The sequence below is a fragment of the Arcobacter sp. s6 genome (assembly GCF_040884245.1).
Taxonomy (GTDB): Bacteria; Campylobacterota; Campylobacteria; order Campylobacterales; family Arcobacteraceae; genus Aliarcobacter.
Window position 1 is genome coordinate 54,713 of record NZ_JBEVTN010000008.1, and the last position, 21,498, is coordinate 76,210.

General features: G+C 28.4%; 24 protein-coding genes. 19 read left to right on the forward strand and 5 right to left on the reverse strand.

Annotated features, from left to right (window positions below):
• Positions 1-49: 49 nt before the first annotated feature.
• Together htpX and ABVS04_RS06180 are read left to right on the forward strand one after the other, a co-directional pair.
• Positions 50-901: a zinc metalloprotease HtpX gene (htpX, locus tag ABVS04_RS06175; protein WP_368029793.1), complete on the forward strand. Its 852-nt coding sequence runs from the start codon at positions 50-52 to the stop codon at positions 899-901.
• Positions 902-1,005: 104 nt separating this feature from the next.
• Positions 1,006-1,806 carry a D-alanyl-D-alanine carboxypeptidase family protein gene (locus ABVS04_RS06180; RefSeq protein WP_368029794.1) on the forward strand — a complete coding sequence of 267 codons (801 nt, stop codon included), beginning with the start codon at positions 1,006-1,008 and terminating at the stop codon, positions 1,804-1,806.
• Between the two features lie 75 nt (positions 1,807-1,881).
• Here the strand turns inward: ABVS04_RS06180 and ABVS04_RS06185 are convergent, their stop codons facing one another.
• The 4 genes from ABVS04_RS06185 to ABVS04_RS06200 form a co-directional block, all read right to left on the reverse strand.
• Positions 1,882-2,658, reverse strand: a complete 777-nt coding sequence (locus tag ABVS04_RS06185) for a M15 family metallopeptidase (RefSeq protein WP_368029795.1) — start codon at positions 2,656-2,658, stop codon at positions 1,882-1,884.
• On the reverse strand, positions 2,636-3,709 hold the full coding sequence (gene aroC / locus ABVS04_RS06190; RefSeq protein WP_368029796.1) for a chorismate synthase: 1,074 nt from the start codon (positions 3,707-3,709) through the stop codon (positions 2,636-2,638). Before aroC ends, ABVS04_RS06185 begins: the two co-directional genes overlap by 23 nt.
• Before the next feature lie 6 nt (positions 3,710-3,715).
• Positions 3,716-4,390: a ribonuclease III gene (gene rnc, locus ABVS04_RS06195; protein ID WP_368029797.1), complete on the reverse strand. Its 675-nt coding sequence runs from the start codon at positions 4,388-4,390 to the stop codon at positions 3,716-3,718.
• An 86-nt stretch (positions 4,391-4,476) separates the two neighbouring features.
• Entirely contained in the window at positions 4,477-5,526 is a 1,050-nt protein-coding gene (locus tag ABVS04_RS06200) for a tetratricopeptide repeat protein (RefSeq protein WP_368029798.1), read from the reverse strand.
• Positions 5,527-5,611: 85 nt separating this feature from the next.
• On the opposite strand from ABVS04_RS06200, the gene dnaG reads away from it, so the two are divergent.
• The 8 genes from dnaG (at position 5,612) to ABVS04_RS06240 (ending at position 12,778) form a co-directional block, all read left to right on the forward strand.
• Complete coding sequence (gene dnaG, locus ABVS04_RS06205) at positions 5,612-7,246, forward strand: DNA primase (RefSeq protein WP_368029799.1); 1,635 nt, start codon at positions 5,612-5,614, stop codon at positions 7,244-7,246.
• A 77-nt stretch (positions 7,247-7,323) separates the two neighbouring features.
• Entirely contained in the window at positions 7,324-7,707 is a 384-nt protein-coding gene (locus tag ABVS04_RS06210; protein ID WP_368029800.1) for a Rid family detoxifying hydrolase, read from the forward strand.
• A gap of 119 nt (positions 7,708-7,826) precedes the next feature.
• Positions 7,827-8,144, forward strand: a complete 318-nt coding sequence (gene rplU / locus ABVS04_RS06215) for a 50S ribosomal protein L21 (protein ID WP_368029801.1) — start codon at positions 7,827-7,829, stop codon at positions 8,142-8,144.
• A gap of 27 nt (positions 8,145-8,171) precedes the next feature.
• Complete coding sequence (gene rpmA, locus ABVS04_RS06220) at positions 8,172-8,426, forward strand: 50S ribosomal protein L27 (protein ID WP_118886868.1); 255 nt, start codon at positions 8,172-8,174, stop codon at positions 8,424-8,426.
• Positions 8,427-8,574: 148 nt separating this feature from the next.
• Complete coding sequence (obgE, locus tag ABVS04_RS06225) at positions 8,575-9,666, forward strand: GTPase ObgE (RefSeq protein ID WP_368029802.1); 1,092 nt, start codon at positions 8,575-8,577, stop codon at positions 9,664-9,666.
• Entirely contained in the window at positions 9,663-10,433 is a 771-nt protein-coding gene (proB, locus tag ABVS04_RS06230) for a glutamate 5-kinase (RefSeq protein ID WP_368029803.1), read from the forward strand. The genes obgE and proB overlap by 4 nt, the downstream gene beginning before the upstream one ends.
• Before the next feature lie 13 nt (positions 10,434-10,446).
• On the forward strand, positions 10,447-11,367 hold the full coding sequence (fmt, locus tag ABVS04_RS06235) for a methionyl-tRNA formyltransferase (protein ID WP_368029804.1): 921 nt from the start codon (positions 10,447-10,449) through the stop codon (positions 11,365-11,367).
• Between the two features lie 40 nt (positions 11,368-11,407).
• Complete coding sequence (locus tag ABVS04_RS06240; protein ID WP_368029805.1) at positions 11,408-12,778, forward strand: GAF domain-containing protein; 1,371 nt, start codon at positions 11,408-11,410, stop codon at positions 12,776-12,778.
• 4 nt (positions 12,779-12,782) lie between these two features.
• Here the strand turns inward: ABVS04_RS06240 and ABVS04_RS06245 are convergent, their stop codons facing one another.
• Positions 12,783-13,676, reverse strand: coding sequence for an AEC family transporter (locus ABVS04_RS06245; RefSeq protein WP_368029806.1), 894 nt, complete (start codon positions 13,674-13,676; stop codon positions 12,783-12,785).
• A 65-nt stretch (positions 13,677-13,741) separates the two neighbouring features.
• On the opposite strand from ABVS04_RS06245, the gene ABVS04_RS06250 reads away from it, so the two are divergent.
• The 9 genes from ABVS04_RS06250 to atpD all read left to right on the forward strand — a co-directional run bounded on the left by ABVS04_RS06250 (position 13,742) and on the right by atpD (position 21,476).
• On the forward strand, positions 13,742-14,377 hold the full coding sequence (locus tag ABVS04_RS06250) for a biotin--[acetyl-CoA-carboxylase] ligase (protein ID WP_368029807.1): 636 nt from the start codon (positions 13,742-13,744) through the stop codon (positions 14,375-14,377).
• On the forward strand, positions 14,374-15,150 hold the full coding sequence (locus tag ABVS04_RS06255) for a ParA family protein (RefSeq protein WP_172126820.1): 777 nt from the start codon (positions 14,374-14,376) through the stop codon (positions 15,148-15,150). Before ABVS04_RS06250 ends, ABVS04_RS06255 begins: the two co-directional genes overlap by 4 nt.
• Before the next feature lie 22 nt (positions 15,151-15,172).
• A complete protein-coding gene (locus ABVS04_RS06260) occupies positions 15,173-16,027 on the forward strand; it encodes a ParB/RepB/Spo0J family partition protein (protein WP_368029808.1) in 855 nt (284 codons plus the stop codon).
• A gap of 116 nt (positions 16,028-16,143) precedes the next feature.
• Positions 16,144-16,566, forward strand: a complete 423-nt coding sequence (locus ABVS04_RS06265) for a F0F1 ATP synthase subunit B' (protein WP_172126816.1) — start codon at positions 16,144-16,146, stop codon at positions 16,564-16,566.
• Positions 16,567-16,578: 12 nt separating this feature from the next.
• A complete protein-coding gene (locus tag ABVS04_RS06270) occupies positions 16,579-17,091 on the forward strand; it encodes a F0F1 ATP synthase subunit B (RefSeq protein WP_368029809.1) in 513 nt (170 codons plus the stop codon).
• A 1-nt stretch (position 17,092) separates the two neighbouring features.
• Positions 17,093-17,626 carry a F0F1 ATP synthase subunit delta gene (locus tag ABVS04_RS06275; protein WP_368029810.1) on the forward strand — a complete coding sequence of 178 codons (534 nt, stop codon included), beginning with the start codon at positions 17,093-17,095 and terminating at the stop codon, positions 17,624-17,626.
• 21 nt (positions 17,627-17,647) lie between these two features.
• Complete coding sequence (gene atpA / locus ABVS04_RS06280; RefSeq protein WP_368029811.1) at positions 17,648-19,165, forward strand: F0F1 ATP synthase subunit alpha; 1,518 nt, start codon at positions 17,648-17,650, stop codon at positions 19,163-19,165.
• 10 nt (positions 19,166-19,175) lie between these two features.
• Positions 19,176-20,063 (forward strand): ATP synthase F1 subunit gamma, encoded by an 888-nt coding sequence (atpG, locus tag ABVS04_RS06285; RefSeq protein ID WP_368029812.1) that lies wholly within the window; start codon positions 19,176-19,178, stop codon positions 20,061-20,063.
• A gap of 18 nt (positions 20,064-20,081) precedes the next feature.
• Complete coding sequence (gene atpD / locus ABVS04_RS06290) at positions 20,082-21,476, forward strand: F0F1 ATP synthase subunit beta (protein WP_368029813.1); 1,395 nt, start codon at positions 20,082-20,084, stop codon at positions 21,474-21,476.
• The last annotated feature ends 22 nt before the right edge of the window (positions 21,477-21,498 follow it).

Sequence of the window (21,498 nt, forward strand, 5' to 3'; positions counted from 1 at the left end):
ATTTTTATTAACTTTTTTTTGTTAAGATTTTAAAAAATAGGAGAGTTTTATGGAACAAATAAAAACAGTATTTTTATTAACATTTTTAACAGTTATTTTTGTATTTATTGGTTATTCATTTGGCGGAAGTTCTGGAATGTTAATAGCATTTTTACTTGCAGGTGGAATGAATTTTTATGCATATTATTACTCAGACCAACAAGTATTAAAACATTATGATGCTACACCTCTTGAAGATTCTAGACATCCAGTTTATAAAATCACACAAAGATTAACCCAAAAAGCTGGACTTCCAATGCCAAAAGTTTATTTAATACCCGATCATACTCCAAATGCATTTGCAACTGGAAGAAACCATGAACATGCAGCAGTTGCAGTTACCATGGGTTTATATGAAATGTTAAATGAAAAAGAACTAGAAGGAGTAATCGCTCACGAATTATCACATATTAAACATTATGATATTTTAGTAGGAACAATTGCTGCAGTGTTTGCAGGAGCAATAGCCATGATTGCAAATATGATGCAGTTTGGAGCTATGTTTGGTAGTAATAATAGGCAAGGTTCAAATCCAATAATGATGATTGCAATGGCTATCTTATTGCCACTTGCTGCTTCAATTATACAAATGACAGTAAGTAGAAGTAGGGAATATATGGCAGATGAAGGAGCTGCACGAATGACTGGAAATCCAGCAGGTCTTCAAAGCGCATTACGCAAACTTGAGAACTATGCTAGAAATGGACATCAAATTCATAATGCAACAGAACAAACAGCCCATATGTTTATCATAAATCCTTTTTCAGGTTTAAAATCAACATTAGGTGGTTTATTTAGAACACATCCAACAACAGAAGATAGAATTGCGAGATTAGAAGAATTGAAAAATGAATTGAAATAATAAATTTAAGGGTAAAAAATTTATGAATTAGCTATAATATGTTCCTATATTACAATACCTTTGGTTTTACTTGTATTATAAATAATTTTTAAAATGGTGATTTCATGAGAATTCTGCTTGTTATTATGTTTTTTATCTTGCCTGCAATGGCTTTAACTAATGATTCAAAAGTGTTTCAGAAGATTCAAAAAGATTTTGATTCAATTATTGTAAAAGATTTAGGAAACAAAAAAATGATTTTTTCAAAAGATGAAAATCAAATATTAAGACCAGCTAGCTTAACTAAAATTATGACAGCAATCCTTGCAATTGAAAGTGGCAAAATGAATAGTGTTGTTACAATTACGGCTGAGATGAAGAAAGTTGAACCAACTATTGCAAATCTTAAAGTAGGTGAAAAGTTTTATTTAAAAGATTTAGTTCACGCGGCGATGATTAAATCAGCAAATGATGCAGCTAATTCAATTGCCATTTATTTAGGAAATGGAAATAAACAAAAATTTGTTAGTATGATGAATTATAAAGCAAAGAAATTAGGAATGTATAATACTAATTTTACTAATCCTTGTGGCTTTGATATTGGGAATCATACAACTACAGCTAATGATTTACTTAAATTAACAGAATATGCAATAAAAAATAAAACTTTTAATTCTATTGTAAAACTTGAAAAATATGCTTTTAATGCAATAAATACAAAATCAAGATATGTAGTTCATTCAAGTAATAAATTATTGGCGAATGAGCCATATATAATTGGTATTAAAACAGGTTATACAAACGAGGCAGGGGCTTGTTTGATAGCACGTGCTAAGAACAATAATAAAGATGTTTTAATGGTTATGTTAAATGTAAACAATAGATGGCCAAATGCTAAAATTGCACTTGATGCAGTGATGAGATAAGGCATAAAAAAAGCAACCCTTGACCAAAGAGTTGCTTAATGTTGAAATTATATACTAATAAGTTTAAAAGCTTCTTTAATTTAATAATTCTGGTCTATATTCAAAATGCATAGTATCATAGTGATACCATCTTCCTCCCCAAATAAATCCATATTTCTCAAATATTTTTACTATTTCTAATGGTATTTTATTTTTATAATTAAGTTTTTCATCTTTTTTATACCATTGCCAATAGTCAGAGTCTTTTACGTTTATATCAATTGCTATTCCAAAACTATGACTACTTAATCTATTTGTATTAGATATTTTTCTCCAATTTGTAACACCTGCTGGATTATCTATAAAAGATTTAAGCTCATTTGGTAATAATTCTAATTCATCTGATATAGCTTGAAGTTTTTTGTGCACATCATTGATTGTAGTTACCATAAGAGCTTTTTTTGAACTTTTTGGAAGCCAAATTATTTTTGTAAGGTTTTTTTTTATTTCTTTTTTATTTGAACCATACATTTTTTTAAAAAAAGGCTCATATCTTACTCTTCCTGCATCTTCGTTTTTTGAAGGTATGTAATTTAGATTTTCTTCTATTTTTACATATTTCATACTCATTTGATCTTTTAATGATGGATTATTCAACATTTCTTCATAAGTTTTATTTTCTATAAAGTTATTATAAGTCATTTCATAGTTATCTGTAAAAATTAGTTTATTATTTGAAAAAGTTTTTATGAAATTAGGATAAGCATTTGCAAGTTTTAAAAGATTTTGTTCATCTTCATTATTACTTGCAAAGAGTTCTATATTTAAAGAGTTTACAATTAATAAAATACTAGCTATATACTTTTTTAACATTTTCCATTTTTGAAGACATATTAAGTAAGGCCATATCTGCTAATACTAAAGCCATCATTGATTCAGCTACAACACTTCCTCTTACAGCAACACAAGGGTCATGTCGTCCTTTTAATTTGCATTCAACTTCATTGTTGTATATATCAACTGTTTCTTGTTCTATAAAAATAGATGGAGTAGATTTAAAATAAACTTTTACATTTATATCATCTCCATTTGAAATTCCACCTAGCATTCCACCACTATGGTTTGTTTTAAATCCATTTGATCTTATTTGGTCATTATTATCATAACCTTTAACTTTAGCTGATAGCATTCCATCACCAATTTCTACAGCTTTTACAGCATTTATTCCCATCATAGCATTTGCAATCTGAGAATCAAGTTTAAAATATAGTGGTTCACCAAGACCAATAGGAACATTAGATACATTTATAAGTGCAACTCCACCCACACTGTTATGAGAGTTTTTGGCTTCTAAAATTGCATCTTTTTGAGCCTGTTCTACATTTTTATCTAATGCAAAAATTTCAGATTCACTTACCTTTGAAAAATCATAGTTTTCTGCTTTTATACCAGATATTTCACAAATACCACTTTGAATTTTTATTCCAAGTTCATTCAGCATCAATTTAGCAATAGCACCAGCTGCAACTCTTGCTGCTGTTTCTCTTGCACTTGATCTTCCACCACCTCTATAGTCTCGTGTTCCATATTTATTAAAATATGTGAAATCAGCATGACCTGGTCTAAATAAATCTTTTACATTTGAGTAATCACTACTTTTTTGATTTTCATTAAAAATAACCATAGATATAGGAGTTCCTGTAGTTATTCCTTCAAATACACCTGAAAGAATTTCTACAATATCACCTTCTTTTCTTGCTGTTGCAAATTTATTTTGTCCAGGTTTTCTTCTATCCATTTCATTTTGAATAAACTCTTCATTTATTTTAATTCCAGCAGGAACCCCATCTACTATGCATCCAAGAGCTTTTCCATGTGATTCACCAAAAGTTGTAAACCTAAATCTATGACCAAATGTATTCATAACTGGTTATTCTCCTTTTAGTTTTTCTATTGCTATTTTTGCAGCTGCTTGTTGTGCTAGTTTTTTACTTTTACCATTAGCACTTCCGTATTTTATTCCGTCAATCCAAATTGAAACTTCAAACTCTTTTTTATGGTCAGGCCCATAAGATCCTTCTATTTTATACTCAGGAATTGAAGCAAATTGTGCTTGTGTTATTTCTTGAAGGGCAGTTTTATAATCACTAAATAATACATCTAGATTAATTTTGTCATATGATGTATCTAATAATTTTAGTATAATAGGCTTTAGGGTTTCAAGTCCAGCTTCTAAATAAATGGCTCCCATAATAGCTTCAAAAGCATCTGATAAGATAGAGGCTTTAGTTCTTCCTTTATTTCTTTCTTCAGCTGTTGAAATATAAATATAATCACCTAATTTTATCTCATTTGCAAGTCTTGTAAATCCTGTTTCATTTACAAGTGAAGCTCTAATTTTTGATAATTCACCTTCATTTGATTTACTAAATTTTAAAAATAAAAATTCACCAACAATTAGGTTTAATACGGCATCCCCTAAAAACTCTAGCCTTTCATTATTGTAAGGTTTTTTATAACTTTTATGTGTAAGTGCTTCGATTATCAGATCTTTGTTTTTAAACTGATAATCCAAACACTTTTCTAGTTTTGAATAATCGCTCATCTTTTTCCTTTTATAAAATTTTTTAGCAGTATATCACATCTTTTATTATTACTTAATTGATAATGACTGTTATTAGGCTAAATTATCTATTGTAATGACTGATTTGTGTCAAAAAGTGCTTTTGTTAAGTGATGTTTCACATTAAATGTTAAAATTCCGTGACAATGAGGACATCTTGTGTCAAAAATTGGAAACGAATGTTTGCAAGATGAACAAATATATTCAAAATCTAAAGTAGCATTAATCTTATGCTCATGTTGATTTATAAGCATTAATATATCAAAATCAAAATTATCACTATGTTTTAAATTATTCAAATATCCTTTTGCATTGTAAAGCTCAACCAAAAACTTATTTTCCATTACTTTTTCTAAATCAATATCTTTTACTGGAAAATACCACATAACATCCAAAAATTTAGAACAATCAAATTCAGAAATATGTTCCCAAAAAAATGATTTATTGAACTGAATTAGAAATGTTGCAAAAATTCTTTCAATAATTTTATTTTCTTTAAAAATATCATATAAAAGTTCAGTACGTTTTTCATATGATAAAACTGAATCATTTAATATTATTAAAGAATCCAAATAAATTTTATCAACATTCATGTCTTTATCTAATTCTTCTAAGCATAAAGTAATCTCTTTTGCTTTTTTAAAATCCTTTAATTTTTCATTTACAAGTAAAAGATATAAAAGTGCATTTTTATTTCTTGGAGAAAATTTTAAAATTCTTAAAAATATTTCTTTTGATCTTTGTAAAAATCCACCTTTAAAATAAGTAGTTCCTAAAAGTTCAAGTAATTCTTCTTTTTTTACTCTATCATTTACATGTTCTAATAAAGTAAGATAAACAGATATAGCTTTATTATGATCACCTTTATGTAAAAAAGATGAAGCTAAAAGTAAAATAGAATCAAAAGGAAGGTTATATGTTTTATAAAGGTGAACATAATCTTCTTCTTTTAGTTTTCCAAGTTCAAATCTTAAAGATAGTTTTCTATAATCTTTTCTAGCAATTCGTTCTTTATAAATACTGTAATAATAAGTAAAAAATGATATTAAAAATATTAGTGTAACAATTAATATAATCCCAAAGAGAGGATCTCTATATTCTAAAGCTATATTACCCAAGTAAAACCTTCATATTTATATCTTGTAAGTCGGTAAATATTAACATAAAAGTTCATATAAAAAAATAAAAGAGTATAATCTCATTATGATAAAAAAAGAATCCATAGAAAATCTTAAAAATAATCTTGATGTTGTTGATGTGATTTCGCAATACCTAGAACTAAAAAAATCAGGAGCAAACTTTAAAGCTTGCTGTCCTTTCCATGGAGAGACAACACCTTCATTTGTTGTAAGCCCCGCTAAACAAATATATCACTGTTTTGGATGTGGAGTAGGTGGAGATTCTATTAAATTTGTTATGGAATATGAAAAACTATCATATCCAGAAACGATAGAAAAATTAGCTTCTATGAATAATTTTAGTTTAGAATATGAAGAAAATACTGAAAAGAAACAAGATACAAAAATAATTGAAGAAGTGAATAAGTTTTATCAAAAACTTTTTGTTTCAAATAGTAGTGTAAAAGAGTATATTCGTAATAGAGGAATTTCAGAATTTTCTATAGAAAAATTTGAAATAGGTTATGCTCCAGTTTCTATAGACACGATTAATTTTTTAAAATCAAATCATTATAATTTAACTGATGCTATTGATTTAGGAATTATTGATACAGGAACAAATGGATTGTATTCAAGGTTTATTGAAAGAATAACTTTTCCTATATATTCAATTAGTGGAAAACTTGTAGGTTTTGGTGGAAGAACAATTACTGGACATAATGCAAAATATGTGAACTCTCCACAAACAAAACTTTTTAATAAATCAAAGTTATTATATGGATATCACTTAGCAAAAGAGCATATTTATAAAAAAAATCGAATTATTGTTTGTGAAGGTTATTTAGATGTTATTATGCTTCATCAAGCAGGTTTTAATACAGCAGTTGCTACTCTAGGTACTGCATTAACCCAAGAACATTTGCCACTTTTACGAAGAGGTGAACCAAAAGTAATACTGGCTTATGATGGAGATAAAGCAGGCTTAGCAGCTGCATTTAAAGCTTCTGTTATGTTAAGTCAAAGTGAGTTTGAAGGTGGAGTTATTATTTTTGAAGATGGTATGGATCCAGCTGACATGGTAAATAACAATAAAATAAATGAATTGAATGAGATTTTTGCAAATCCAATATCATTTACACCTTATGCCATTGATTATATAGTTTCTAAATATGATATAAATGATGCAAATCAAAAACAAAAAGCTTTAATAGAAGCAAATGAATATTTAAAATCTTTAGGATTGATTTACCAAGATGAATATAAAAGATATTTAGCACAAAAATTAAATGTTAGAGAAAATTTAATTCAAATAAGTTCGAATAAACAAAGAACTTTTACTCCAACACTTTCTAAAATAGATATTGCAGAGTTATGTATTATTAAATCTATTTTAGAAAAACCCACAAGATTAGATGCTGTTTTAGATATAGTTGATGCATCAATGTTTGAATTTCATAAAAACGAGTTTGAATTAGTATTGACTGATATAAATAATATTTCATTAAACTCTATAATATTGAATGATAAACTTGAAAATTATGATGATGAGAGATTAAATCAAGAACTCTTAACATTGTTATATAAGTTTTATGCAAATAAGCTAACTGCACTTTCTTATAATAAAGATTTGGATTTCAAACAAAAAGCAAATTTAATTAGAAAATTAAAAGATAATATTTCTCAATTAAAGCAAGGCAAACTTGTAAGTTATAATTTATAATTAATTTTTACAATTTATTTATTTAGCAGTTTAATTTATGTAAAATTCCATCAGCTATATAAACTTAAGGATTATGCATGAAATTTATTGCAAGTGATAATTTACCTCAAGCAATAGGACCTTACTCTCCTGCTGTAAAAGTAAATGGAATGATTTATACATCAGCTCAAGTTCCAGTAACATTAGATGGAACAATTGTTGAAAGAGATATTAAGGTTCAAACAAGACAAGTGTTATCAAATTTAAGAACACTTCTTGAAGATGCTGAAAGTGGTATGGAAAAAGTAGTGAAAGTATCTGTATATTTAGAAAACATCGAAGATTTCGGTATTGTGAATGTTTTATTTGCTGAAGCTTTTGGTGATCATAAACCTGCTCGTAGTACAGTTTCAGTAAAAGGATTACCAAAAAATTCTTTGATTATGGTTGATGCAATTGCATTAGCTAACGATTATAGATAAATAACTATTGACTTAAAGAAAGTTTAAACTAAAATAAGATACTATTCCGGTTCGAAAAATAGAGTTATATGAGAATATATCAACTACTTAGCATAGAGAATTGAATTAGAGGAAGAAATATGTACGCAATTATCAAGTGTGGTGGAAAACAGTATAAAGTTTCTGAGGGTGATATCTTAGATGTTGATTATACTGGTCAAGCTGCTAAAGAAACTTTAGAAATTACTGATGTTTTAGCTATAAACAATGGTGAATTAAAAACTGGAGATGCTGTTGCAAATGCAACAGTTACAGCTGAAGTTGTATTAGATGGAACAGGTGTAAATAGAGCTAAAAAAGTAATCATTTACAAAAAAAGAAGAAGAAAAGATTCTAAGTTAAAAAGAGGTTTTAGAAAAAGCTTCACTAAAATTAGAATTACAAAAATCGCTGCATAAGCATAACAAAAGTTAAGGAGAAAAACTATGGCTCACAAAAAAGGTCAGGGTAGTACACAGAATAATAGAGATTCAGCTGGTAGAAGACTTGGTGTTAAAAAGTATGGTGGTGAAGTTGTAAGAGCTGGAAACATCATAATTAGACAAAGAGGTACAAAAGTACACTTAGGTCAAAATGTTGGTATGGGTAAAGATCATACAATTTATTCTTTAATTGACGGTGTTGTTAAATTTGAGATTAAAGATAAAAAAAGAAAAAAAGTTTCAGTTTACGCTTCGTAATTCTGGATAAAATTGATTTCTTTAAAGGGTGTATGGCTTTTGCCTACACCCTTTTTTTATTTAAAAATTAATGTAGCTAATTAAAAGTTAACAGTAAAAATAATAATTTTGCTTTTAGTTTTTAATTAATTATTAAAAGGGTTTTATTATGTTTATAGATAGCGCTAGATTTTCAGTTACATCTGGAAAAGGTGGACAGGGATGTGCAGCATTTAGACGAGAGAAGTTTGTTGTTAAAGGTGGACCAGATGGTGGAGATGGTGGAAAAGGTGGAGATGTTTACTTTTTAGTGGATAATAATACTGATACATTATCAAACTACAAAGGAAGAAAATTCTTCAAAGCTGATAATGGTGCTCAAGGATTGGGTGGAAGAATGACTGGAAAATCAGGTGAAGCATTAGTTTTAATTGTACCTCCTGGAACTCAAGTTATTGATGATGAAACAAATGAAGTTATTTTTGATTTAATTGAATTAGGAGAAAAGGTTTTATTTTTAGAAGGTGGAAAAGGTGGATTAGGTAATACTCACTTTAAAAACTCTAGAAATCAAAGACCTACTTATTTTCAACCAGGACTTCCTGGAGAAGTGCGAAAAATAAGATTAGAACTAAAACTAATTGCTGATGTAGGACTTGTTGGTTATCCAAATGTTGGAAAGTCAACTTTGATTTCAGTAACATCAAATGCAAGTCCAGAAATTGCAAATTATGAGTTTACGACCTTAACTCCAAAATTAGGTGTTGTTACAGTTGGTGATTATAATTCATTCGTAATGGCTGATATTCCAGGAATTATTGATGGTGCTAGTGAAGGAAGAGGTTTAGGCTTAGAATTCTTAAAACATATTGAAAGAACAAAAACTCTTTTATTTGTAATTGATGTTGCAAATTATAGAACTATGATTGATCAATATAATGTTCTAAAAGAAGAAGTTGCTAAATTCTCAGGTGAATTAGCAAAAAGAAATTATGCAATAGTTTTAAGTAAAGTAGATGGATACTTAGGTGAAGACTTAGAAGGTGATATTAAAAAATTTATTGAAGATATTGGTTTAGAATTAACTTCTACAAATGAATTTAAATTTGATACACAATATCCTTATTATGTGCAAGATTTAATTTATTCAAGATTTGATGATACAAAACCATATTTTGTTTTACCAATTTCATCTTTGACAAAATTCAATATTAAATCACTTGGATTTGCATTATATAATTTATTGGAACAAGGTAAATGAAAAGATTAGTTATCAAAGTAGGAACTGCCGTTTTAACACAAGATGGCCAATTAGCCATTGAAAGAATGGAAAATTTAGTTGATTTAATAGCTAAATTAAAAAATGAAAAAAATCTTGAAGTAATTTTAGTATCATCAGGTGCTGTTGGTGCTGGATTTACTTCTTTAAAATTAGATAAAAAGATACTTGCAAATAAACAAGCATTAGCAGCTATTGGACAGCCTTTACTGTTAAAACATTATAAAAAAAGATTTAAAGAGCATGGAATTACTTGTGCTCAAATGTTGTTTATAGCAGATGATTTTGATTCAAGAAAAAGAACTCAAAATGCACAAAATGTAATGGAAATTCTTTTAGAAAATAAGATTCTTCCAATTATAAATGAAAATGATGTAATAGCAAGTTATGAACTATTATTTGGAGATAATGACCAATTAGCAGCACATGTTGCTTATCATTTTAATGCAGATATGTTAGCAATATTATCTGATATTGATGGATATTATAATAAAAATCCAAGGGAGTTTGAAGATGCTATTTTACAAAAAGAAGTTTTTGAAATAGATCCAGATGAGCTTGAAATGAAGCATACTGCAAACTCTGAGTTTGCTACAGGTGGAATTGTAACAAAATTAAAAGCTGCTGATTTCTTAATGAAAAGAGGAATCCCTATGTATTTAACTTCAGGATTTGATTTAACTAATGCTTATGATTTTTTAGTTGATGGAAATCATAAAAGTGGAACAATTTTTAAAGCAAAAAAATAAAAAGGATAAACTTTTGAGTAAAAAAATTCTATTTATGGGAACGCCTGATTATGCTACAACAATTTTTAAAGAGTTGTTAAAAAGTAAATATGAAATAGTAGGGTTATTTACTCAACCTGATAAACCTGTTGGAAGAAAACAAATTTTAACACCTCCTCATATCAAACAATATTGTTTAGATGAAAATCTTGATATTCCTATTTTTCAACCTTTAAAATTAAGAAATAATGAAGAAGCTAAAGTGCAAATAGAGAGTTTAAGACCAGATTTCATTATAGTTGCTGCTTATGGACAAATTTTACCAAAAGAGATTTTAAATATTGCTCCTTGTATTAATCTTCATGCATCATTACTTCCAAAATACAGGGGAGCAAGTCCGATTCAAGAATCATTATTAAATGATGACAATTACACAGGTGTTACATCTATGTTAATGGAAGAGGGACTTGATAGTGGAGATATATTAGGTTTTCAGTATCTTAAAATTACTTCAACTATGGAAGTTTCAGAGGCTTTTGAGAAATTATCCAATATTGCTGCAAAACTTACACTTACTACCTTGGATAATTTTGAAAATATTAAACCTTTAAAACAAAATGATTCAGAAGTATCTTTTTGTAAAAAAATCAAAAAAGAGCATGGATTAGTAGATTTTTCTGATGCAAAAAAATTAATTCTAAAATATAAAGCATATTCATATTGGCCTGGTGTTTTTTTATCTTCTGAGTTAAAATTAAAAGATATTGAATTGAATGAAGAATTATCAATTAATAATCCTGGTGAAATTTTAGAAATAAATAAAGATTATATTTTACTAGCTTGTAAAAAAGGAACTTTAAAAATAAAAACTTTACAAGCTCCATCAAAAAAAGCTATTAGTTCAGTGGATTTTGTTCGAGGTCAAAGATTAGAAGTTGGTAAAATAATAACTTAAATGATATAATATTTCAAAATTAATATAAAGTAGTATCCAAATGCAAGATTTAGATTTAAGACATATTTATGATATAAACTTATTTAATATTAATGACTTAGATGTTTTATTACATGAAATATTAAAATATACACGTGAGTTATTAAATGCAGAAGCAGGAACTATTTATATTAAAGAAGATCAATATTTGAAATTTCATGTTTTTCAAAATGATAAATTGTCTTATGAAGATGTATATAAACTTTTTTATACAATAAAAGATTCAAAACTTCCTTTATTTGTTGAAGATAAATTTTTGGCAGTTGATTCTTTTAAAAGTAAAAAGATAATCTTGATTGATGATATTTACAACACAAAAGATTATGAATATTCAGGTACAAAAGAATTTGATGAAAAACTAAATTATAGAACCCATTCGATAATTACAATACCTTTAATACATCCAATAAAAAGTGAAGTTTTAGGTGTAGTACAGTTACTAAATAAAAAAGATGGTGATAAATATATAAGCTTTGATGAAAAAGATAAGAACTCTTTATCCATGTTTAGCTCTTTTATAGCATTATCAATTTCAAAAGCTCAAAATGATGTAGTTAAACTTCAAAGATTAAATGAAGAACTTGAAAATGCAAATAAAAGATTAGAAAAAAAAATAGAAAAAGAAGTTTTAGAGAACAAAGATAAATCATCAATTATTTTTCATCAATCAAAAATGTCTTCAATGGGAGAATTAATAGGAAATATTGCTCATGAATGGAAAGAGCCATTGGGTATTATTTCTGCATATGCAAGTTCTTTAAAATTGGATGTGGAATACGAAAATATAGAAAAATCTGAGTTTATAAAAAAATTAGAGCATATGGTTGATATTACACGAAAATTATCTGGAACAATTGATGATTTTGAGAGTTTTTATAATATTGAAACAATAAAAGAGAATTTTTTTATTAATAGTTGTATTACTAAAAGTTTAGAATTAGCAAATGATACATTTAAAGAAAATTATGTAGAAATAATTTTAAACCTAGATCCATCAATTCTTATTTATGGATTAAGAAATGAATTTATTCAAGCATTATTGAATATATTGGTATATGTAAAAGAGGATTTAATTCAAAAAGTTAGTTTAGAAAATAAAAGATATATTTTTATCGAATTATTTCAAAAAGATAATAAGAAATATCTGATTATTAAAGATAATTCAGGTGAAAATATTTTAAATAATAATCAAGATATTTTCAATAAAGATTTTGATTTAAAAAGTTCAAATAATAGTTCTAAAACGGGTCTTTACATGACAAAAATTATTATAGAGAAACATACAAAAGGTCTTATTACTTTTGATAATATAAAATTTACTTACCAAGATATAATTTATAGTGGTAATCAATTCACAATAGCACTAGCGTAAGAATTTACGCTAGATAACTAGTATACATAGTAATTGTAAATAAACTTAACAATACACCTAATACAAGTGAGTTAATAGCTACTTTTTCATCTAATCCACCTTTTATTGCTAATACTGTTGCCATTGTCATTGGTGGCATTGCAACTTCAATAATTGTTACTTTTACCCATGTTTGATCAATTCCATAGAAATACTTAAAGCCAATAAGAACTATTATTGGTACTATAACCATTTTTAAAACCATAGCCATTGTAACTATATGAAATTTGACAAAAATATGTTTTAATTCAAGCTTCATTCCAATTGCAATCATAGCAATGGGAACAAGAGTTGAACCAAGAGTTTGTGATGTTAATATTAAGAAGTTTGGAACTTCGAAATTTTTTGCAATTACAGTTACAAAAAACATTAAAGTAGGAGGGAATAAAAAGATACTTTTAAAAATTGATTTACTATCATTCCTTCTTCCACTTCCCCATGTAATGATAAACATACCAACAGAGACTAAAAGTAAGAATGAACCAAATAAATCATATATTAAACCATACACAATATAATCTTGTCCATAAAATGCATCAATATATGAAAATCCAATAAATGAAGTATTTCCAAAAGTTGCCATAATCATAAAAGTAGCAAGTAATAATCTATTTAATTTCATCATTTTACCAATAAAGTAAGCAAGCATTAAATTAAATAAAATAAAACAAATAAACATTAAGATTAGCCCAAAGATTTTTTGATCAAGAACTAATGGATAAATTTTAGAAAATACAATAGCAGGAAGTGAAAAATATATAATAAACTCAATTAGTTGTTTTGAGTTGTCATGAAATACTATTTTAAATAAGTAACCTAATAGTAAATAAATTGCAATTGGTAAAACTGGATCTAGCATGTTAACCTTTTTTGAAAAGATTATATTTAATAAAATCTTCTATTTATATTATGTATAATTGAAATATGAAAATTATAAGATTAGACAAAGTTAACTCAACTCATACTTACTTAAAAGAGTTTATATTAAATAATGGATACGAAGAACCATTATGTATTTTATCAGATTATCAAACAGATGGAATAGGAAGTAGAGGAAACTCTTGGACTGGTAAAAAAGGAAATTTATTTTTTTCATTTGTACTAAAAAAGGATTTATTACCTTTTGATCTACCTCTGCAAAGCGTTTCAATTTATGTTTCATTTATATTAAAAAATGTATTAAAAGATTTAGGTTCACATGTATGGTTAAAATGGCCAAATGATTTTTATCTAGAAGATAAAAAAATTGGTGGCACTATTACAACTATTTCAAAAGATCTGATTTATTGTGGAATAGGGCTTAATTTATTAAGTGTCGGAGATGATTTTGGGAAATTAGATATAGACGTAGATATGGATCATATAATAAAAAATTATTTTATAGACATTGAAAAAAAGATTTCATGGAAGCAAATATTTAGTGATTTTAAGGTAGACTTTCAACTTAGCAAAAAGTTCCAAACAACCATAGATAATCAAAAAGTTTCCCTCGAAAATGCGATATTAAATGAAGATGGTTCAATACAAGTAAACAATAAAAAGGTATTTAGTTTAAGATGACAGAAATTATTTCAATAGCTAATCAAAAAGGTGGGGTGGGTAAAACTACGACTGCTGTAAACTTAAGTGCAGCGCTTGCATTAGAAGGTAAAAGAGTATTATTAATTGATGCTGATCCTCAAGCAAATGCAACAACTTCATTAGGATTTCATAGAGATACTTATGAATATAATATTTATCATGTAATGTTGGGTACAAAAGAATTAAGTGAAATTATTTTAGATTCTGAAATTGAGAATTTAAAAGTTGCACCATCAAATATTGGCTTAGTAGGTATTGAAAAAGAGTTCTATAAAAATACAAAAGAAAGAGAGCTTGTTTTAAAAAGAAAAATTGATCCAGTAAAAAAAGATTTTGATTATATTATAATTGATTCACCTCCTGCTCTTGGACCGATTACAATAAATACTTTAAGTGCCTCAACATCTGTTCTTATTCCAATTCAGTGTGAGTTTTTTGCCCTTGAAGGATTGGCGCAATTATTAAATACAATTAAGCTAGTTAAGCAAACTATTAATCAAGGCTTACAAATTAGAGGTTTTTTACCAACTATGTATAGTTCTCAAAACAACTTATCTAAACAAGTATTTGCAGATTTAGCACAACATTTTGAAAATAAATTATTCAAAATAGATGATGATTCATATGTTGTAATTCCACGAAATGTTAAATTAGCAGAAAGTCCAAGTTTTGGGAAACCAATTATGCTATATGATACAAACTCAAGTGGTACGAAAGCATATACAAATTTAGCAAGAGCAATTGCAGGTTAATTTTTATCAATAGGAAAAAAAGATGGCGTTAGGTAGAGGATTAGGAGAATTATTAGGAGAAGTTGAATCGGCTTATGAAAGTTCAACTAGAAACAACAAATCAGGTGTAAATAAAATAGATGTTGCATCTATAAAAGCTAATCCAAATCAACCAAGAAAAATATTTGATGAAGAAAAATTAAATGATTTAAGTGAGTCAATAAAAGAACATGGTTTATTACAGCCAATTGTTGTTATTGAGAATGATGATAGTTCATATACTTTAGTTGCAGGGGAGAGAAGATTAAGAGCTCATAAACTTGCAAAAATTGATAAAATTAAAGCTATTATCATAGATGCTGATGAATTAAAATTAAGAGAATTAGCATTAATTGAAAATATTCAAAGAGATGATTTAAATATTATTGAATTAGCATACTGTTACGCACAGTTACTAAATGAGCATAATATTACCCATGAAGAACTATCAAGAAAAGTATTCAAAAGTAGAACTTCTATAACAAATACTTTAAGACTGTTACAATTAAGCTCATATGTACAACAATTTTTAGCAACGGACAAAATTAGTGCAGGTCATGCAAAAGTTATGCTTGGTCTTAGTGTTGATGAACAAAAAATGGTTTGTGATTCAATTATTGGTCAAAAGCTATCTGTTAGAGAAACAGAAAAATTAGTTAAAGAATTAAAAGAAAGAAATAGTGATAAACCTAAAAACAACAAAGAAATTAGTCCTTATGATATAAATCCATTAAAAAATTTAATGAATAAACTACAAGAAAACGATTTAAAAGTAAAAGTTGAAAAAAATTACTTTAAAATTGAATTTAACTCACAAGATGATATTGAAAAAATATCTTCATATTTTAACTTACAATAGTAACAAAATCTAAAAATTTACAATCTAATTTTTTCTTTTAATATAATTTTATAGTTAGTTTTGCTAAAATAATCAAGTTTTAGTTAAACTAAACTGTAAAAAATATGGAGGAATGAATGTTAGACATAAGTCCTGTATTATTGCTTAGCTCTGGTATCATCTTTCTTTTAGTTGTTGCTAGACTAAACAGTTGTCTTTTCAAGCCCTTATTAAAGCACATGGATGATAGAACAGCTTCTATAAAAAGAGATTTAGAAGATGCGAAATCAAACGGTGCTGATGTAGATGGTTTGTTAGCAGAAGCAAATGATATCATTTCAAAAGCTAAAAAGGAAGCAGCTGCAATTAGAGAACAAGCTTATAAGGAAGCAAAGGATAGTGCTGATGCAAAACTTGCAAGTGCTAAATCTGATTTAGAAGCAAAATCTGCGGAATTTGCTAAGAACTTACAAGACGAGACTAAAGCTCTAAGAGATTCTTTAGTATCTTCTATGCCTCAATTTAATGAGAGCCTAAAAGCTAAGCTTAGCTCAATTTAAGGGGAATAGAAAATGAAAAGAATATTATTACTTGGATTGGCTTTAGCTCCTGTTGCATTACTTGCAAACGAAGGTGCGGTAGAAACTGATATAGTACAAAGAACCGTTAACTTTATAATATTTGCTGGAATTTTATGGTATTTACTTGCTGATAAAATTAAAGCATTTTTTGCTGATAGAACTTTATCTATTCAAGCAGAGCTTGATAAAGTACAAGATACTTTAAAAGCTTCTAAAGATAAAGTTTCAGATGCACAGAAAAAATTAGAAGAAGCAAAAAAACTTGCTGCTGAGATTATAGATGGTGCAAAAGCTGATATCGATTCAGTTAAACAAAAAGTTGCAACTGCTGTTGATTCAGATATCTCTCATTTAAATAAAAGTTTAGATGAAATGATGAAAGTTGAAACATCAAAAGCTAAGAAAGAAGTTGTTACTAAAGTTCTTGAAGAGCTATTAAGTTCAGAAAATATTAAATTAACTCAAGATGAGTTAGCAAATATTGTTCTTAAAAAGGTAGCATAAGATGAATGATTTAGTAGCAAAAAGATACGTAAAAGCGTTAGTTGATGGTAGAGATAGTACTGCTATAACTGCTGTTAGTAATAAGCTAAATGTTATTTCTTCAGCTTTTGCTGATGAAAAATTTAATTCAATAGTATCTTCTCCAGAAGTTGCAGTTGCTTCAAAAGTAGATTTAGTTATCTCTTTAGTTGAATCAGCAAATGATGGAATCTTAAGTAATTTTATTAAGTTACTTGCAGAAAAAAGAAGATTAACATTATTACCATTTATTGCAAAAGAGTTAAACTCTCAAATTGCAAAAATGAATAATAGTTATGTTGGAGTTGTTTATACTAATCAAGAATTATCTAATGATTATGTATCTTCAATTGAAGAACAATTTAGTAAAAAATTTGATGTTAAATTATCACTATCACAAAATGTTTGTGATTATGATGGTATTAAAGTAGATATTGATGGACTTGGGGTTGAAATTTCTTTTTCTAAAGAAAGATTAAAATCACAGTTAATAGATCATATTTTAAAAGCAGTTTAGAACTTACAAAGGAGAAATTGAATGGGTGCAAAAATTCAAGCTGATGAAATCAGTTCTATAATTAAAGAAAGAATTGATAACTTTGAATTAAATGTAGATGTAAATGAAACAGGTAAAATTATCTCTTATGCAGATGGTATTGCTCAAGTTTACGGTCTAAAAAATGTTATGGCTGGGGAAATTGTTGAGTTTGAAAATGGTGAGAGAGGTCTTGCTTCTAACTTAGAAGAATCTTCAGTTGGTGTTGTTATCCTTGGAAAAGGAGAAGGTCTAAGAGAAGGAACTTCTTGTAAAAGACTTGGTAAACTTTTATCAACTCCTGTTGGAGAAGGTATGGTTGGAAGAGTTGTTAATGCTCTTGGTGAACCAATTGATGGTAAAGGTGCAATTGAATCAACTGAATCAAGATTAGTTGAAGAAAAAGCTCCAGGAATCATGGCTAGAAAATCTGTTCATGAGCCATTACAAACTGGTATTAAAGCTATTGATGCACTTGTTCCAATTGGAAGAGGTCAAAGAGAGCTTATTATTGGTGATAGACAAACTGGTAAAACAACAGTTGCAATTGATACAATTCTTAACCAAAAAGGTGAAGATGTAATTTGTATTTATGTAGCTATTGGGCAAAAATCATCTTCAATTGCTTCTGTAGTTAGAACATTAGAGGAATCAGGTGCAATGGATTATACTATTGTTGTTAATGCATCTGCTGCTGATTCTGCTGCATTACAATTTTTAGCTCCATATACTGGTGTTACTATTGGTGAATTCTTTAGAGATAATGGAAAACATGCCTTAATTATTTATGATGATTTATCTAAACATGCTGTTGCATATAGAGAAATGTCATTAATTTTAAGAAGACCTCCAGGTCGAGAAGCATACCCAGGAGATGTATTTTATCTACACTCAAGATTATTGGAAAGAGCTGCTAAAATGAGTGATGAAAGAGGTGCTGGTTCTATGACTGCATTACCAATCATTGAAACTCAAGCTGGAGATGTTGCTGCGTATATTCCAACAAACGTTATTTCTATTACAGATGGTCAAATATTCTTAGAAACTAACCTATTTAACTCAGGAATTAGACCTGCAATTAATGTTGGTTTATCAGTATCAAGAGTTGGTGGTGCTGCACAAATTAAAGCTACAAAACAAGTTGCTGGTACTTTAAAATTATCACTTGCTCAATATAGAGAGCTTGAAGCGTTTGCACAATTTGCATCAGACTTAGATGAAGCTACTAGAAGAGAGTTAGAGCTTGGTCAAAGAATGGTAGAAGTATTAAAACAAGGTGTAAATAAGCCATTAGTTATTGAAAAACAAATTGTTATTATTTATGCTGGAACAAAAGGATACTTAAACAGTGTTGCTGTTGGTGATGTTGTTAGATTTGAAGCTGAGTTACATGCTTTCTTTGAACAAAAATATTCAAATATTTTAGAAGCTATTAAGTCTAAACAAAAAATTGATGATGATACAGAAGCGCAATTAAAAGCTGCATTAGAAGAGTTTAAAACTGTATTTAGTGCAAACTAAGGATTAGTTAATGGCTAACTTAAAAGAAATAAAAATAAAAATAGGTAGTGTTAAAAATACTCAGAAGACAACTAAAGCTATGAAGCTTGTTTCTTCTGCAAAACTTACTAGAACTAGACAGTTATCTGAACAAGCTAGAAGTTATGCAAGAAAAATAAATGATGTTCTTTCTGATATTGCTGCTAGAGTTAGCAAAGTTCAAGACGAAGGAAATATTAGTAGAACATTTGTGCAAAATGATACTCCAAAAACAGTTGATATTGTTTTTGTAACTGCTGATAAAGGACTTTGCGGTGGTTTTAATATGGCAACAATTAAAGCAGTTAGTAAATTAATTGCAGAACTTGAAGCTAAAGGTTCAAAAGTTAGATTAAGAGCTGCTGGAAGAAAAGGTGTAGATTACTTCACTTTCCAAGGTATTTCTTTAGAACAAAAAATTTCTGACTTATCTTCTGCTCCTGATTATGATAGAGCAGCTGATTTTATAAATAGTGTAGTTGAAGACTTTCAAAATGAAGTTACTGATAAAGTAGTTTTAGTTTATAATGGATTCTTAAATATGCTATCTCAAGAAATTAGAATTAGAGAATTATTACCAATTAGCTTAGAAAAAGTTGAAATTAGTGATACAGCTTCTATGTTAAATATTGAGCCAGAAGATGATGAAGATGAAGTGTTAAATGAATTAACTGAAAAATATATTGATTTCAATATGTATTATGCATTAATAGACTCTTTAGCTGCTGAGCATTCTGCTAGAATGCAAGCAATGGAAGCTGCAACTAAAAATGCAAAAGAAAAAGTTAATAGTTTAACAGTTGAATATAATAAAGCTAGACAAGCTGCAATTACAACAGAGCTGATAGAAATTATCAGTGGTGTTGAAGCATTAAAATAATTTAAAGGAGCTGCCCGCATGAAAGGTAAAATTCTTCAGGTAATGGGTCCGGTTGTTGACGTAGAGTTCGACGGATACTTACCAGAAATTAATGAAGCTATTAATGTAGTATTAGCTGACGCTAATGCTGATAGATTAGTACTAGAAGTTGCTGCACATATTGGTGATAGTAGAGTTAGAACTATTGCAATGGATATGACAGAAGGTTTAACTAGAGGTCAAGAATGTATTGCTACAGGTGGACCAATTAAAGTTCCAGTTGGTGAAGCTGTACTTGGAAGAATCTTCAACGTTATTGGTGAGCCAGTTGATGAAGGTGATGCAATTCCTGCTGATGTTGAAAGATGGTCTATTCATAGATCAGCTCCTTCATTCGAAGAACAATCAACAAAAACTGAAATGTTTGAAACAGGTATCAAAGTTGTTGACCTTTTAGCACCATATTCAAAAGGTGGAAAAGTTGGACTATTTGGTGGTGCTGGTGTTGGTAAGACAGTTATCATCATGGAATTAATCCATAACGTTGCATTTAAGCACTCTGGATACTCAGTATTCGCAGGTGTTGGTGAAAGAACAAGAGAAGGTAATGACCTTTATCATGAAATGAAAGACTCAAACGTACTTGATAAAGTTGCACTGTGCTATGGTCAAATGAGTGAGCCTCCAGGAGCAAGAAATAGAATTGCATTAACTGGTCTTACAATGGCAGAATACTTTAGAGATGAAAAAGGTCTTGATGTATTAATGTTCGTTGATAATATCTTTAGATTTGCACAATCAGGTTCGGAGATGTCAGCATTATTAGGAAGAATTCCTTCAGCTGTTGGATACCAACCTACACTTGCATCAGAAATGGGAAAATTACAAGAAAGAATTACTTCTACTTCTAAAGGTTCTATTACTTCTGTTCAAGCAGTTTACGTACCAGCGGATGACTTAACAGATCCAGCTCCAGCTTCTGTTTTTGCTCACTTAGATGCAACTACAGTTCTTAACAGAAAAATTGCTGAAAAAGGTATCTACCCAGCGGTTGATCCACTAGATTCATCTTCAAGAATCTTAAGTGCTGATATCCTTGGTCAAGAGCATTATGATGTAGCAAGAGGTGTTCAGTCTGTATTACAAAAATATAAAGATTTACAAGATATTATTGCTATTCTTGGTATGGATGAGTTATCAGAAGCTGATAAACTTGTTGTTTCAAGAGCAAGAAAAATTGAAAGATTTTTATCTCAACCATTCTTCGTTGCAGAAGTATTTACAGGAAGTCCAGGTAAATATGTTGAATTAAAAGATACTATTGCTGGATTCCAAGGAATTTTAGCAGGTAAATATGACAACATCCCTGAAATGGCATTCTATATGGTTGGTGGAATCGACGAGGTTCTTGCTAAATCTGAGAAAATGAAATAACATAAAACCATTAAGGCATAAC